Origin of the sequence: Streptomyces sp. DvalAA-43 (genome assembly GCF_900091725.1) — a bacterium.
GTDB classification, from domain to species: Bacteria; Actinomycetota; Actinomycetes; order Streptomycetales; family Streptomycetaceae; genus Streptomyces; species Streptomyces pulveraceus.
Genome location: NZ_FMBW01000039.1, coordinates 46,697 through 60,556 on the forward strand (window position 1 = coordinate 46,697; position 13,860 = coordinate 60,556).

The following is a 13,860-nucleotide window of genomic DNA, read 5'->3' on the forward strand; positions in this document are numbered from 1 at the left end:
GTTCCCTTCCAGTCCACCCGGCTCCGAGGGACGGCACACGAGTCCTACGGCCCCTCGGGGCGAGTCGAAGGTCCCGACGCGCGCCACGGTGTGACCTTCAGCCCGGAGCTTTCGGGCCGAAGGTCCCGTGCCACGGGTCAGCGCACGGCTGCCGCGCGGGCGTCGCGGTCGCCGCCGGGCGTCGGCAGCGGATCCGGCACCAGCGCCGAGAGGAAGGACGTCCGGCGGCGGAGCGCGAATCCCATGGCTTCGTAGAGCCGGACGGCGTTGGTGTTGGCGGCGGCGGCGTGCAGGAACGGCGTTTCGCCGCGCTGCCGGATCTCGTGGGCGACGGCGCGCACGAGCCCGGTGCCGAGCCCCTGCCCGCGCACCGACTCGTCGGTGCAGACGGCGCTGATCTCGCTCCAGCCCGACGGGCGCATCCGTTCGCCGGCCATGGCGACCAGCACCCCGTCGCGCCGTACGCCTAGGTAGGTGCCGAGCTCGACGGTCCGGGGCAGGAACGGGCCCGGCCGGGTGCGCTCGACCAGGGCGAGCATGTCGGGCACATCGGCGGGTCCGAGCCGTACGGCCTCGGGGAAGGGCTCCGTCGCTACCCCGGCGTCGACGAGCTGGACGCCCTCGGCGTGGAAGACGACCTCCCAGTCGTCCGGCGGCGGCTCGCGGAAGGCGGTGATGGTGACGGCGCCGCCGGGTCCGGCGAGTGCCGCCGCGTCGTCCCAGTCCCGGGCCTCCGGGGCCTCCGGCATCGCGACCCAGGGGGCGACGTCCGCCGGGTAGCGCAGGATTCGGCCACGGCGCTCGGTGAAATGGGCGTGCGGGCCGGTCAGCGCGGAGCGGACGGGGCTGTCCAGCGGGTGCGCACCGTCGGCGGGGGTGGCGTGGGGCGTGCTCACGCGCCCACCTCGATCACGATCTTGCCGAGCGTGTGTCCGTCCTCGACGACGCGCAGCGCGTCCGCCGCCCCGTCGAGCGGGAAGGTCCGGTTCACATGGGTCCGCAGGGCGCCGGTGACGACGAGGTTCGCCACCTCGTCGAGGACGGCCGCGGTGCGGGCCCGCTCGACGGCCGCCCCGCCCAGCTCCTCGGCCAGCGGCTTGCCACCGGCGCTGATCAGTGCGGCCGGGTCCCCGAGCAGCGTGGCCGCGGCTCTCAGGGTGTCGCCGCCGACCAGGTCGAAGACCGCGTCCACACCGTCGGGGGCCGCTGCCCGCACCCGGTCGGCGATTCCGGGGCCGGATGCGACGTGCACCGCGCCGAGCGATTCGACGAACTCCTTCTTGGCCGCGCTCGCGACGCCGATGACATGGACGCCGCCGTGCCGGGCGAGCTGGACGGCCGCGGTTCCGACACCGCCCCCGGCCCCGGTGATCAGCAGGGTCGAGCCGGGGGCGAGGCCGAGCTGGCGGATGCCGTCGTACGCGGTGGCGGCCGCGACCGGCAGCACCGCCGCGTCGGTGAACGACAGCCCGGCCGGCTTGTGCGCGGTCACGGCGACGGGCAGCAGGGTGTACTCGGCGTAGCCGCCGGTCAGCGGATTACCGAAGACCTCGTCCCCGATCGCGAACCCTTCGACGTCCGGGCCGATGCCCTCGACGACTCCGGCGGCCTCGCTGCCGAAGACGGTGGGAAAGGGCCGCGGCGCGCTGCCGGGCCTGAGGTATCCCGTGCGCAGCTTCCAGTCGACCGGGTTGACCCCGGCCGCCCGGACCGCGACGAGCAGTTCGCCGGGGCCCGGCACCGGCACGTCCTGATCGATGAGGGCCTCCACCTCCGGTCCGCCGTTGCGGGTGAACACGTACGCCTTGGACATGGACTTCCTCTCTCCTGTTCACGGCAGCGGCGGCCGGGCCGCCCGCCGATCTCCACAGCAGCAGGAATGCCTCCGTCCGGGCACGTATTCCCCTCGGGGCGGAGTGTTCACGGGACCGCAACGATGCAAGGGGCACCGACCGTGACCGGATCCCCGGCCCCGGTCACGAGGGAGTTCGCGCGGCACGTAGGAAATGCCGGACGGCGACGGCGTCAGTGCTTGAGTCTCGCCATCAGATCACGCATGTCGCTGATCATCGCGGACTGGTACGGGGACAGATCGGAGGTGTCCGGCCCTTCGCCGGACGGGACTTCGCCGTTGTCACTGTTGAACTGGGAGTAGGCGGAGAGGCTCAGCGAGAAGACCGCGCCGCCCTCCACCACCCGCAGTTCCATGACGCCGTCGTCCTGCGTCAGCATGTACGCGCTGTCGCCGAGGTTCGGAACGCTCTCCACCTTCACATCGGTGCCGATACCGGAATCGGCCACTCCGCGCGTCGCCTCGAATTCGGCCGCGGGGTCGGTCTTCTTGTGCAGCACCACCCTGGCCCCGACGGAGTAGTCGATGGACCAGCGGTTGCTGAACGGCTTCTTCGCGGCCGGTGACCGAAGGGAGAGGTAGCACTCGGCCCGGTCCAGGACCGGGTCGTTGAGGAGTTCCGGATCGAGCCCGGGTGTGTCGTCCTTCGGCGCTATCGCCGCGCCGACCGCCTTCAGCCGGACGGACGGGCACAGGTCTCCGGCCAGCCGGTAGCCGTGCATGTCCGGTTTCCGGTCGCCGGAGGGATACAGGTACACCGCACCCGCCCATACGGCCGAAGCCACCACGGCTCCGCTCAGTGCCCACAGCCACGGGCGGCGCGTACGGGGTTCCCTCGCGGGTCTCGGGTCGAGGCCGCCCACCACGTCGCCCGCCCCGGCCTCACCGAACTCGCCCACCAACTCCGGCTCGGAGATCACCTGTGCCCCCCCCTCGGCCATGTCATCCGTCCTCCCCATGATGGCCCACCGCGCACCGCAGGACCGGCGGTGCCGTGGTGTCCGGGCACATCGCACGGAGGTGGGGTGCTGTTTCGTGCGGACGTACTCTCCGGACGCGGCGGCCGAAGTTACCGTCTTCCTTCCCGAACCTGCGCCGTCGATGTCGCGACACCGTCGATTTCAACTCAACTACCGCTGGATATGCGCCGGTCGGTCCCCCCTGCCCGTCGGCTGTGGCAGTCTGTTGAGCGACCGCCCCACCGGGCTCCCCCGTACCGGTGGGGCGGTTCCGCTGTCCGCGTGGCCGCTCCGCGGGCATATGACGGGTCATCACGACGTTTTCTGGCCATAGATGCCGTGTGACCTGATCAACTTCCACTCTCCCGCATGGGTTCTCCATCCGGGGGCAGGCGCATACACCTCATGGGCTACGACCAGGGGAGCGTGACGAGATGACGGCGCACACTGCGCGGAACACCGGTGCGGAGCGAGTGGAGAGTGCCCGCCCGGCACCGGAGGCCGCGTCGGCCGGGGAGATCGGCGACCTGCCGTGGATCGAGGACGCGGGGAAGATCGCGCCTTGTGACGCACGCGAGTTGTCCAGGCTGTTCTTCGGCCGCCTCCAGGTCCTGGAGGAAGGGACCCCCGCCCACCAGTACGCGCGGAACACCCTGATCGAGATGAACCTCTCCCTCGTACGGTTCGCCGCGAGACGGTTCCGCAACCGGGCCGGCGGCGACATGGAGGACATCGTCCAGGTCGGCACGATCGGTCTGATCAAGGCCATCGACCGGTTCGAGCTCTCCCGCGAGGTCGAGTTCACCTCCTTCGCGGTCCCGTACATCACCGGGGAGATCAAACGGTTCTTCCGCGACACCACCTGGGCCGTGCATGTCCCGCGCCGACTGCAGGAGCTGCGGGTCGACCTCGCCAAGACCAAGGAGTCGCTCGTCACGGAACTCGACCGCGAACCCACGGTCCCCGAGCTCGCCGAGCACATGGGGCTGAGCGAGGAGGAGATCACCGAGGGCATCGTGGCGGCCAATGGGTACGCGGCGGGCTCGCTGGACATGCCGGCCGATCCGTCGGAAGCGGGACGGCGCCACGCACCGGGCCGCACCTTCGCCGATGTCCTCGGCGGTCCGGACCCCGCCCTGGAGACGGTCGAGAACCTGCATGTGCTCGCGCCGCTGCTGGGCTGTCTCGACGCGCGCGAACGCCGCATCATCGACATGCGTTTCGGCCAGGAGATGACACAGTCCTCGATCGGCGCGGAGCTCGGGATCTCGCAGATGCATGTGTCGCGGCTGATCAGCAGAATTCTGCGGAAGCTCCGCAGCGGGATGTTCGTGGAGGAGTGACCCCGGTGGCCGGTGCGACGGCCAGGGGGCCTGCGGCCGTCGCACCGGCCGGGCTCCCGGTCGCCCCGATCGCCCGGAGCCCTCGCCGCCGGGCTCCGGGGCGTCCCGCGTGCCCGTACGTTGCGGCCGGATGAAATCCCGGCGCGGCCACCGGGCCGCCCCGCCGGACCGGCCCCGTACCGCTGGGCGGAGGCCCCGGCGCAGGTCGGAAGCGGTCCTGAGGGACGGCGGCCGGTCCCGCGCGCCCGTGGCGGGCCCCGCGCCCGTACGGAAGCGCGGTTGACGTCTCTCGGGAGCCGCTGCGACGCTCACCGCCATGCCCGCGCCCCTGGTTCTCGTCCCGCGGCGCCACGTCGGTCCGGGACGCCTCGCGTCCACCGCGTGTCGCCGCGGCCACCGCCGCGCCCCGCTCCGTTGAGCAGCTGAGCCGCGGCGGTCTCCGCTCCCGGCACGGCCGTCCCGCCGCGCCGCCGTGTCCGACCGCACCGCCAGGACGCACACTCCCACGCACTCCCCGGAATCGCTCCGCACGGAAAGGCCTCCGCCATGCCCTCCGCACCCGTCGTCGAGCCCGCCTCCTCCCCCACGTCCACCGAACCGGCCGTCACGGTCCGGAAGCTGGGCGGCCGCATCGGCGCCGTGATCTCCGGCGTCCGCCTGGGCGGCACGCTCACCCCGGCCGTGGTCGCCGCCGTACGCGCCGCGGCCCTGGAACACAAGGTCGTCTTCTTCCGGGACCAGGACCATCTGGACGAGGAGGGCCACGAAGCGTTCGGCCGGCTGCTCGGCACGCCGGTCGCCCACCCGACCGTCCCGTCCGCGGACGGCCGCTACGCGCTCGGCATCGACTCCGGCCACGGCGGCCGGGCCAACCAGTGGCACACCGATGTCACCTTCGTGCCCGCCTACCCCGCCTTCTCCGTCCTGCGGGCCGTGGCCGTCCCGCCGTACGGCGGGAACACCCTGTGGTCCAACACCGCGGCCGCCTACGCCGGACTGCCCGCGCCGCTGCGCGCACTCGCCGACGCGCTGCGCGCCGTCCATTCCAACGACTACGACTACGCGGCGCTGCGCCCGGACGCCCGGCCCGAGGAGTTCGCCCAGTACCGCGAGGTGTTCACCTCCACCGCGTTCCGCACCGAGCACCCGGTGGTCCGCGTCCACCCCGAGACGGGTGAACGGGCGCTGCTCCTCGGCAGTTTCGTCCAGCGGATCGAGGGGCTCACCGGCCATGACTCCCGGGTCCTGATCGATCTGTTCCAGTCGCACATCGAGCGCCCGGAGCACACCACGCGCTGGCAGTGGCGAACCGGCGACGTCGCCCTCTGGGACAACCGCGCGACCCAGCACTACGGCGTGGACGACTCCGACGACCACGACCGCAGGCTGCGCCGGGTCACGATCGACGGCGACGTCCCCGTCGGCACGGACGGCCGCCGCTCCGTGCTGCTCAGCCCGGACGAGGTCCCGGCGCCGGGGTTCGGCATCGCCTCGGGTGCCTCCACCGCCGCCTGAGACCGGCGCCGTACCGCCCGAGAGGGCTCGGTCTCAGTCGCCGTCCTTCTCCGGGACGCGGCCCGCGTAGTAGGTGGCGATCATGTCCTCGCCTCCGTGCCCCGCCGCCTCGGCGCGCACGAAACGGTCGGCCGACGCCTCGACCAGGTCCAGCCGTACCCCGGCCGACCGCGCGGCGTCCAGGATGAGGCGGGTGTCCTTGAGTGCGGTGGACAGGGTGAAGCTCGGGGTGAGGTCGCCCGAGAGGACCGCGGCGGACTTGCCGTGGAGATAGGAGGAGTCCAGCGGGCCGCCCTTCACCGCGTCGAGGAACGCCTGCGGATCGACGCCCAGCCCTTCCGCGAGGTTGAGGCACTCCGCGATGTTGTTGACCATGGTGATCACCCAGGTGTTGACCACGAGCTTCAGTCGCGAGGCCGCTCCCGGGACCTCACCTACCCAGACCGTGCGCTGTCCGATCGCGTCCAGCACGGGGTCGACCGTCGCGCGGGCGGCGGGGGGACCGGAGACGAAGACCGTCAACGCGCCCTGCTCCGCGGGCTGTTTGGTACCGGAGACCGGTGCGTCGAGATAGACCAGGCCCAGGTCGGCGGCGCGCTGGGCGAGATCGGCGCCGGCGTCGGGCCCGACCGTCGAGCTCTGGAGCAGGATCTGTCCGGCGTGCACTCCCCCGGACGCGGCGGCGAGCGCGGCGGCGACGGCGGGGCCGTCGTTGAGCATGGTGAGGACGACATCGGCGCCACGTACGGCCTCCTCGGCCGTCTCCGTGACCGTGGCGCCGTCGGCGGCGAGCGGGGCGGCCTTGGACCCCGTACGGTTCCAGGCGCGTACGTCGAGTCCGGCTCGCAGAAGGCTCCTGGCCATTCCCGATCCCATGATTCCGGTACCGAGAACGGCGACGACCGGCCGCTCCGGGGTGGCTCCGGTAACGCTCGATGTCATGAGGGGGGCTCCCTTCGTCGGCCGCACCGGGGTCGGCTCGCGGCACTGTGGTGTCTCAGGATTGCCGGAGCGCGCCTTCGAGCACGGCAGCGTGCACGGCCCTGGCGAGTCGCGCGCCCCAGCGCGAGCGCGGCCCCGCGAAGGGTTCGGCGGGGGCGGGTCCCGGAGTGGGGGCGGCGATGCAGACGGCGTCCGTGGGCGTGCCCGAGCAGTCGAGACCCGCGTCCAGAAGTGCCTGGACCTTGGCCTCGGTGGCCGTGGCGACGGCGTTGACGAGTGCGGCGTCGGAGAGCGGCACGGGGAGGTTGACGACGATGTTGACCGTGCCCGGACGCGGTGGCCCGTCGCTTCCCTCCGCCGGGGCGGCGGCCCAGCCGCGTACGCCGAGTCCGCAGGTGGCGGTCGCCGTCACCCCCTCGTCGGCCGCGACCGTGTACGCGGTCACGTCGGCGGCCGTCATCAGCCCGGCGCCGGGGCCGGTGAGGCGTTCGGCGGCGGCGATCTCGGCGAGGTGCCGGTCGGGGTCCAGACGGGGATAGCCGCCGGGCACCTGGGCGTTGAGTATCCAGTCGCGCGGGCCGATCCCGCCCCCGAGCACGGCGCTGCCGCAGACCCGCCACCCCGGCCCGAGCCGCCACACCAGATGGTGCAGTTCCGCACCGTCCTCCTGCCGGGCCAGCAGTTCACCGCGCTGTTCGGGCAGCCGGCTGCGTACGGAACGGATGGGGCACCCCCGGTGGCGCGGCAGGACGACGGTCGGCATAGGGCATATGGCCCGTCGATCATATGTGCCCGGAAGTGCGGCCCCGCGCGCCCGGGGGCGCGACCCCTTGCGCCCGGAGGCCGCGGCCACGGGCGGGGCAGCCCCGGGGGCCGTCCCGTGCTGTCGTCGGCGGAGCCCGCGGGGCTGATCGGCCGCCGACCGGTGAGCGAAGCCGACGGCGGTCGCCGGACCGGCGCCGGCGACCAGCGCGGAGGCATCCGGTCGAGTGTCCGCACCACCTCCCCACCTCACCCGAATGGCCTAATGCACGAACGGGGCGCCCACCGCCGCGACAGGCGGTAACCGCCGGAACCGCCGGGCATACGGCCGTCGGCCACCACGGCCCCGGCGGTTGCAGCGTCCATCCGGGTGAGGCGCGATGGAATGCGGACGCGCCTCGTCTGATGGCCCCAGCCACAGGACGCGCCCGGACGAGGAGGAATCGGTCATGGGAGCCGCTGACGGATTCACGGATTCCGGAGAGCTCGACGGCCTCACGGTGTACGACACCGATGGCGAGAAGGTCGGCAGTGTGGGCCGGGTGTATGTCGACGACAACACCGGCCGCCCGGACTGGATCACGGTGAAGACCGGCCTGTTCGGCATGAAGGAGAGTTTCGTTCCGCTTGCCGGGGCCCGCCGCGTGGGATCCGATCTACACATTTCGCATCCGAAGGACCGTGTCAAGGAAGCCCCCCGGGTGGACGCGGACGCGCATCTGTCCGTGGCGGAGGAGGAGGAGCTCTACAAGCACTACGGCCTCGCCAGGAACACCAACGCCAAGCTCGGCGGCCGTGCGGACACGACGTCCGGCACGGGCACCACGGCCATGGGGGCGGCGGGAGCCGCCGGCGCCATGGGTGCGGCCGGCACCGGACGCACCACCGGGTCCGACAAGTCGGCCATGACCGGCACCACCGCCTCCGGCACGGCCCGTACCACCTCGTCCGGCACGGCCGGCACCACCGGCATGGGCAAGCACCGCGACGCCGGGGCGGCCGGCACCTCGCGCCCGCTCGTCGGCGCCGGGGCGGGCTCCGAGCGGTCCGCCGCCGACCTGGGCGGCAAGGAGGAGATCATCCGCTCCGAGGAGCAACTGCGCGTCGGCACCGAGGAGTACGAGAGCGGAACGGCCCGGTTGCACAAGTACGTGGTCACCGAGAACGTCACCAGGACCGTGCCCGTGACGCACGAAGAGGTGCGGCTGATCCGGGAGCCGCTGCAGCCCGGCGAGAAGACGACGGAGCAGCACCCCGACATCCGTGAGCAGGACGTCGAGGTCACCCTGCACGCGGAGCGCGCGACCACGCGCAAGGAGACCGTGCCCGTCGAGCGGATACGGATGGAGACCAAGAAGGTGACCGAGCAGAAGGAGGTCTCGGCCGAACTCCGCAAGGAGCAGATCGACTACGCGGACGGCACGGACATCGGCGGCAAGGAAACCGGCGGCGACTTCGGCCGGGGACGCCGCCGCTGACCCCGTACGGCACGGCGCGGCGGACGGCCGCACCCGGAGAACGAGGGCGGACCCGCGCGGTGCCGGGGTCCGCCCCACCGCCGTCCTGTCGCCCGCCGCCCTATGTCGCCGCGGGACGCTCCGGCAGGAAGCGCACCGAGGGCCGCCCGTCCGGGCCGTCCGGTGTGACACGTGCCGTGACCCGGTAGACGTCGGCGATGAGCTCCTCGGTGATCACTTCCGAGGGGGTTCCGGCGGCCACCGCCCGCCCCTCCTTCAGGACCACGATCCGGTCGCAGAACATCGCGGCGAGATTGAGGTCGTGCAGGGCGATCACACCGGTCAGCGGCAGTGAGGCGATCAGCGCGAGGAGCTCCAGCTGGTGCTGGATGTCGAGGTGGTTCGTCGGCTCGTCGAGCAGCAGCTCGCGCGGCTGCTGGGCCAGTGCCCGCGCGATCTGGACGCGCTGGCGCTCGCCGCCGGAGAGGGTGTGCCAGGACTGGTCGCCGCGGTCGGCGAGGCCCGTCCGTGCGAGTGCTTCCCACACCGCTTCCTCGTCCGCCGCGGTCGGCGCCGACCAGGCCCTGCGGTGCGGGATGCGCCCGAGCCGCACCACGTCCAGAACGCTCAGCTCGACCTGGGTGACGGCGTGCTGGTCGACCACGGCGACCCGCTGGGCCACCGTGCGGCGGCCGATCGCGTCGAGCGGCTGCCCGTCGAGGGTGACCGCCCCGGTCCCCGGGGCGAGGACTCCGGCCAGCACCCGCAGCAGGGTCGATTTGCCGGAGCCGTTCGGTCCGATCAGCCCCACGGTGGCACCGGGCTCCGGGGCGAGGTCGACCCCGTCGAGGATGAGGCGGCCGCCGGCCGTCCGGCTGACCCGTTCGGCGCGCAGTCCCCCGGTGGGCGCCCCCGTCATGCGGTCCTCCGGGTGCGGTACAGGACCAGGACGAACGCGGGCACGCCGATCAGCGCGGTGACCACGCCCACGGGCACCTCCTGCGGGTCGAGGACCGTCCTGGCGAGGGTGTCGACCCAGACCAGGAACACGGCCCCGGCCAGCGCCGTCACCGGCAGCAGCCGTCGGTGCCCGGAACCCGCGAGCGCGCGGGCGGCGTGCGGCAGCACGAGGCCGACGAAGCCGATGGCACCGGCCGAGCTGACGAGTACGCCGGTCAGCAGTGCGGTCGTGCACAGCAGCACGATCCGGGTGCGCGCGACATGCACGCCGAGCGCGGCGGCGGCGTCCTGCCCGAACGCGAAGGCGTCGAGCGTACGGGCGTGGCCGAGGCAGACCAGCAGCGTCACGGCGAGCACCGCGGCGCAGATCCAGACGTCGGTCCAGCCGACGCCGCTGAGCGAGCCGAGCAGCCAGAACAGCACGCCGCGGGTCTGCTCGGCGTCGGCGGAGGTCATCACGACGAAGGAGGTGAGCGCGGAGAACAGTTGCATGGCCGCGACACCGGAGAGCACGACCCGGTCGGTCGTGCCGCCCAGGGTGTGGCTGAGCAGCAGCACGAGGGCGAACGAGCACAGCGCCCCGAGGAACGCGCCGGTCGAGACCGACACGGCTCCCCCGCCGACGCCCAGGACGACGACCACGACCGCGCCGGTGGACGCTCCGGAGGAGACACCGAGGACGAACGGGTCGGCGAGCGGATTGCGAAGCAGGGACTGCATGACGGTGCCGCAGACCGCGAGCCCGGCACCGCACACCGCGGCGAGCAGGGTGCGCGGCATGCGCAGGTTCCAGATGATGCCGTCCCGGATCGGGGAGAGCCCGGAACGGCCGAGGCCGAGGTGGGCGGCGACCGCGGACCAGACGTCGGTCACCGAGATCCGGGCGGGGCCGATGGTGACGGCGACCGCGACGGAGAGGACCAGCAGCGCGATGCCGCCGGCCCACAGGGCCCCGCCGCGCAGTCGCCGTACGCCGCTCGCGGCACGGACGGCGGTGCCGGGCACGGGTGGCCCGGCCACCGCCGTACCCCGTTCGGTCCCCGTCATCCGGCGAGCCCGAACCTGCGCAGCCCGGCGGCGACGCGTTCGACGCCCTCGACCGTCCGGATGGTCGGGTTCATGGCCTGGCCGCTCAGCAGGATGTACCGCTTGTGCCTGACGGCGTCCATGTTCCTGGTGACGGGGTCGGACTCCAGGAACTCGATCTTCTTCGCGGCGCTCTCGGCGGTCTGGGCCCTGCGGGACAGGTCGCCGATGACCAGGGCGTCGGGGTTGCGGTCGGCGACCGTCTCCCAGCTGATCTGGGGCCATTCCTCATGGGTGTCGTCGAAGACGTTCTTCGCGCCGAGCTCCCCGGTGATGATCCCGGGTGCTCCGCAACAGCCGGCCAGGTAAGGGGCCTTGGAGTCGGAGAACCAGTACAGGAGGCTCGTACCGGAGGCGTCGATGCCCTCGGCCGCCTCCTTCACCCGGGCCCGCAGCCGCGCGACGAGCGCGTCGCCGCGCTCCGGCACACCGAACACCCCGGCCAGCTCGTGCACCTCCTGGTAGACGCCGTCCATGGTCAGCGGCGCGGTACGGGCGCCGTCGCCGCCCCCGCTGTTGTCCTTGCCGGTGCAGTCGGCGGGCGAGACATAGGTGGGGACGCCGAGTGCCTCGAACTGTTCGCGCGGTGCGACGCCGCCCTTGGCGAGCGTGGACGCGAACGACGCGCTGATGAAGTCGGGTTCCTGGTCGAGGACCTTCTCCGACGACGGGCGGTTGTCCGAGATCCTGGGCACCCCGGCGTTGGCCTTCTCCAGCCCCTTCATCACCGGGTCGGACCAGGTCGCGGTGGCGGCCATCCGGTCGGCGAGGCCGAGGGAGAGCAGGATCTCCGTCGATCCCTGGTCCACCGATACGGCGTGCCGGGGTGCGGCGTCGACGGTGACGGTGCGCCCGCAGTTCTTCAGCGTCACCGGGTATCCGTCGGCATGGCCCGCCTTCGTGGCCGAGTCGTCGGTTCCGCCTCCGCAGGCGGTCAGCAGGACGAGTCCCGCCGAGAGCAGGGCCATGGTGCGGACGGGGCTGGCTATGGACGGCACGGGGTCCCTCTGCGTCTGAGGCTCATGCGCGGAGCCCGCTGTACGGAATTCCGCGGCCCGGTACCGGGCCGCGGCTGCCAGCAGGTCTTCGGACTCGGGTTCCTTCGGACGGGACGCCTTCCCGGGACACCCGGAGGTGGTCCCAGTGGCCGTGGCCCCGCCCGTCCCCCTCACCGCTGCGCGTCAGTTCCGGATTCGCACCGGATTCCCTGACCCCTTACGTGGAGTTCGACTGGCCCCGGCAAGCTATCACGCGTCTCTGCCCAGCTCACGGGGGGTGTGGCCGGTGGTACGCCGGGCTGTGTTCCCCGTCGCACCACCTGGCCGGATGCCTACGGACGCTGAAGAGCGATCACGGCGTTGTGTCCGCCGAAGCCGAAGGAATGGCTGACGGCGCGCCGGATGGGCTGCCGCAGCGGTTTTTTGGTGACGCAGTCGATGTCGAACTCGGGCGCCGGGGCGTCCAGGTTGGCGATCGGTGGTACGACTCCGCGCTGGAGCGTGAGGACGGTGAGGCCGGCCTCGATCGCTCCGGCCGCCCCCATGCAGTGCCCCAGCACGCCCTTCGGGGCGGTGACGGGCGGCCGGTGCGGGTAGACCCGGGCGATCAGGGCGGCCTCGGTGGCGTCGTTGACCGGGGTCGCCGTGCCGTGCGCGTTGACGTGCTCGACGTCCTCGGCCGCCCAGCCCGCGTCGCGCAGCGCAGCCTCCACCGCGGCCTGGGCGACCGCGCCGGAGGGGTGCGGGCTGATGGGGTGGTGGGCGTCGGTGGTGGCGCCGGTACCTGCGAGCAGCGCTCGCGGGGCCGCGCCCCGGGCACGGGCGTCGTCCGCCCGTTCCAGCACCATGACGGCCGCGCCCTCACCCATGACCAGACCGGCGCGGTCGGCCGCGAAGGGCCGGCACAGTCTGGCCGGGTCCCCGTCCGTCCGGGCCCCGGCACCGGATCTGGCGAACCCGGCCATGGCGACCGGGTAGACGATCGACTCGGTGGCTCCGGCGATCGCGATGTCGCACTGCCCGGTGACCAGGAGGTCACGGGCGACGGACAGCGCGGTGGCGCCGGACGAACAGGCGGTGCACGGAGCCATGCTGGGTCCCGTGGCCCGCAACTGGATCGCGATCTCGGCGGCGGGCATGTTCGGAATGGTGAGCAGGATGCCCGACGGCGAGGTGGCCCCGGCTCCGAGCCGGTCGAGCACCACGGCCTGTTCGGTCAGCGAGGCGGAGCCCCCGCTGCTGGTGCCGACGACCACGGCGACCCGGGGCCCTTCCCACCGGGCCGGATCGAGCCCGGCGTCGGCGACCGCCTCCCGGGCGGCGAGCACGGCGAGCTTCACGTACTTCCCCATGCGGAAGGAGGCGCGGCCGCCGATCGCGGCGTCCAGGTCGATGCCGTCGACCATGCACGCGAAGTCGATCGCGCACCCTTCGAGCTCGGCGACGGTACGGGCCGGTGACACGCCCGCGCACACGCCCGCCCAGGTGGACTCGGTGTCATTGCCGACCGGTGTGATCATGCCCAGGCCGGTGATGGCGATGGCCGGCCTGTTCATCGGGCGTTGCTCATCACTGCCGCGCCACCCACCCGCCGCGCCCCGCCGTCGGCCGCCGCGTAGATGAACCGTGAGATGTCGGCCAGTGTGGCGTCCTTGGCGAGCTGGTCGAATTCCCGGTCGCCGCCGGCCGTCTCCCTGATGAGAACGGCGAACTCGGCTACGGCGAGGGAGTCCATCTCCAGGCTGTCCATGGTGGAACCCGGGTGGATCTCGCCGACGGGCACTTTGAAGGTGTGCGTCAGAACTTCGGTAATTTTGGGATGAATCGTACTCATGAGCCTTCTCTCCATCATTCGGGCCGACTGCCGGGCCGGCGGGGGCACCGTCCCGACGCCGAATCAACTGGGTGGAGTGCCTCCAGTTACGCCTTGTGCCGAACCGATTCGGCAGCGTCTTCCCCGCGCTCCCCGCACCACCGGGCCAGGAC

General features: G+C 72.6%; 13 protein-coding genes and 1 riboswitch. Of the genes, 3 read left to right on the plus strand and 10 right to left on the minus strand.

Annotated elements, in window-relative coordinates; all coding sequences use genetic code 11:
- Positions 1-137 precede the first annotated feature (137 nt).
- The 3 genes from GA0115234_RS11725 to GA0115234_RS11735 form a co-directional block, all read right to left on the minus strand.
- Positions 138-896 carry a GNAT family N-acetyltransferase gene (locus GA0115234_RS11725; RefSeq protein WP_093540841.1) on the minus strand — a complete coding sequence of 253 codons (759 nt, stop codon included), beginning with the start codon at positions 894-896 and terminating at the stop codon, positions 138-140.
- On the minus strand, positions 893-1,813 hold the full coding sequence (locus GA0115234_RS11730; protein ID WP_093540842.1) for an NADP-dependent oxidoreductase: 921 nt from the start codon (positions 1,811-1,813) through the stop codon (positions 893-895). The genes GA0115234_RS11725 and GA0115234_RS11730 overlap by 4 nt, the downstream gene beginning before the upstream one ends.
- Before the next feature lie 212 nt (positions 1,814-2,025).
- Positions 2,026-2,793 (minus strand): hypothetical protein, encoded by a 768-nt coding sequence (locus tag GA0115234_RS11735; RefSeq protein ID WP_202553613.1) that lies wholly within the window; start codon positions 2,791-2,793, stop codon positions 2,026-2,028.
- A gap of 452 nt (positions 2,794-3,245) precedes the next feature.
- Between GA0115234_RS11735 and GA0115234_RS11740 the strand changes: the two genes are divergently transcribed.
- The gene (locus GA0115234_RS11740; RefSeq protein ID WP_093540843.1) at positions 3,246-4,154 is read left to right on the plus strand and encodes a SigB/SigF/SigG family RNA polymerase sigma factor; all 909 of its coding nucleotides are present in this window, start codon (positions 3,246-3,248) and stop codon (positions 4,152-4,154) included.
- Between the two features lie 546 nt (positions 4,155-4,700).
- Positions 4,701-5,669: a TauD/TfdA dioxygenase family protein gene (locus GA0115234_RS11745; RefSeq protein WP_093540844.1), complete on the plus strand. Its 969-nt coding sequence runs from the start codon at positions 4,701-4,703 to the stop codon at positions 5,667-5,669.
- A gap of 33 nt (positions 5,670-5,702) precedes the next feature.
- Here GA0115234_RS11745 and GA0115234_RS11750 read toward each other — a convergent pair whose 3' ends face one another.
- A complete protein-coding gene (locus GA0115234_RS11750; RefSeq protein WP_093540845.1) occupies positions 5,703-6,611 on the minus strand; it encodes an NAD(P)-dependent oxidoreductase in 909 nt (302 codons plus the stop codon).
- A gap of 55 nt (positions 6,612-6,666) precedes the next feature.
- On the minus strand, positions 6,667-7,374 hold the full coding sequence (locus GA0115234_RS11755) for an adenosylcobinamide amidohydrolase (RefSeq protein ID WP_237541280.1): 708 nt from the start codon (positions 7,372-7,374) through the stop codon (positions 6,667-6,669).
- Between the two features lie 448 nt (positions 7,375-7,822).
- Between GA0115234_RS11755 and GA0115234_RS11760 the strand changes: the two genes are divergently transcribed.
- A complete protein-coding gene (locus GA0115234_RS11760; protein WP_093540846.1) occupies positions 7,823-8,851 on the plus strand; it encodes a PRC and DUF2382 domain-containing protein in 1,029 nt (342 codons plus the stop codon).
- 100 nt (positions 8,852-8,951) lie between these two features.
- Here GA0115234_RS11760 and GA0115234_RS11765 read toward each other — a convergent pair whose 3' ends face one another.
- The 5 genes from GA0115234_RS11765 to GA0115234_RS11785 form a co-directional block, all read right to left on the minus strand.
- Positions 8,952-9,749, minus strand: coding sequence for an ABC transporter ATP-binding protein (locus GA0115234_RS11765; protein WP_093540847.1), 798 nt, complete (start codon positions 9,747-9,749; stop codon positions 8,952-8,954).
- The gene (locus GA0115234_RS11770; protein ID WP_093540848.1) at positions 9,746-10,837 is read right to left on the minus strand and encodes a FecCD family ABC transporter permease; all 1,092 of its coding nucleotides are present in this window, start codon (positions 10,835-10,837) and stop codon (positions 9,746-9,748) included. The genes GA0115234_RS11765 and GA0115234_RS11770 overlap by 4 nt, the downstream gene beginning before the upstream one ends.
- A complete protein-coding gene (locus tag GA0115234_RS11775) occupies positions 10,834-11,874 on the minus strand; it encodes an ABC transporter substrate-binding protein (RefSeq protein WP_093540849.1) in 1,041 nt (346 codons plus the stop codon). The genes GA0115234_RS11770 and GA0115234_RS11775 overlap by 4 nt, the downstream gene beginning before the upstream one ends.
- Positions 11,875-11,935: 61 nt before the next feature.
- Positions 11,936-12,126: riboswitch (cobalamin riboswitch) on the minus strand.
- Between the two features lie 80 nt (positions 12,127-12,206).
- Positions 12,207-13,430 carry a beta-ketoacyl-[acyl-carrier-protein] synthase family protein gene (locus GA0115234_RS11780; protein WP_093540850.1) on the minus strand — a complete coding sequence of 408 codons (1,224 nt, stop codon included), beginning with the start codon at positions 13,428-13,430 and terminating at the stop codon, positions 12,207-12,209.
- Positions 13,427-13,708 carry an acyl carrier protein gene (locus GA0115234_RS11785; RefSeq protein ID WP_093540991.1) on the minus strand — a complete coding sequence of 94 codons (282 nt, stop codon included), beginning with the start codon at positions 13,706-13,708 and terminating at the stop codon, positions 13,427-13,429. The genes GA0115234_RS11780 and GA0115234_RS11785 overlap by 4 nt, the downstream gene beginning before the upstream one ends.
- Positions 13,709-13,860: the final 152 nt, after the last annotated feature.

What these genes read in the sequence shown, in the direction of transcription:
- GA0115234_RS11755 (WP_237541280.1), bottom strand. Translation starts at nt 7,374, where the DNA reads ATGCCGACCGTCGTCCTGCCGCGCCACCGGGGGTGCCCCATCCGTTCC.
- GA0115234_RS11730 (WP_093540842.1), bottom strand. Translation starts at nt 1,813, where the DNA reads ATGTCCAAGGCGTACGTGTTCACCCGCAACGGCGGACCGGAGGTGGAG.
- GA0115234_RS11760 (WP_093540846.1), top strand. Translation starts at nt 7,823, where the DNA reads ATGGGAGCCGCTGACGGATTCACGGATTCCGGAGAGCTCGACGGCCTC.
- GA0115234_RS11765 (WP_093540847.1), bottom strand. Translation starts at nt 9,749, where the DNA reads ATGACGGGGGCGCCCACCGGGGGACTGCGCGCCGAACGGGTCAGCCGG.
- GA0115234_RS11780 (WP_093540850.1), bottom strand. Translation starts at nt 13,430, where the DNA reads ATGAACAGGCCGGCCATCGCCATCACCGGCCTGGGCATGATCACACCG.
- GA0115234_RS11740 (WP_093540843.1), top strand. Translation starts at nt 3,246, where the DNA reads ATGACGGCGCACACTGCGCGGAACACCGGTGCGGAGCGAGTGGAGAGT.
- GA0115234_RS11735 (WP_202553613.1), bottom strand. Translation starts at nt 2,793, where the DNA reads ATGGCCGAGGGGGGGGCACAGGTGATCTCCGAGCCGGAGTTGGTGGGC.
- GA0115234_RS11750 (WP_093540845.1), bottom strand. Translation starts at nt 6,611, where the DNA reads ATGACATCGAGCGTTACCGGAGCCACCCCGGAGCGGCCGGTCGTCGCC.
- GA0115234_RS11745 (WP_093540844.1), top strand. Translation starts at nt 4,701, where the DNA reads ATGCCCTCCGCACCCGTCGTCGAGCCCGCCTCCTCCCCCACGTCCACC.
- GA0115234_RS11770 (WP_093540848.1), bottom strand. Translation starts at nt 10,837, where the DNA reads ATGACGGGGACCGAACGGGGTACGGCGGTGGCCGGGCCACCCGTGCCC.
- GA0115234_RS11785 (WP_093540991.1), bottom strand. Translation starts at nt 13,708, where the DNA reads ATGAGTACGATTCATCCCAAAATTACCGAAGTTCTGACGCACACCTTC.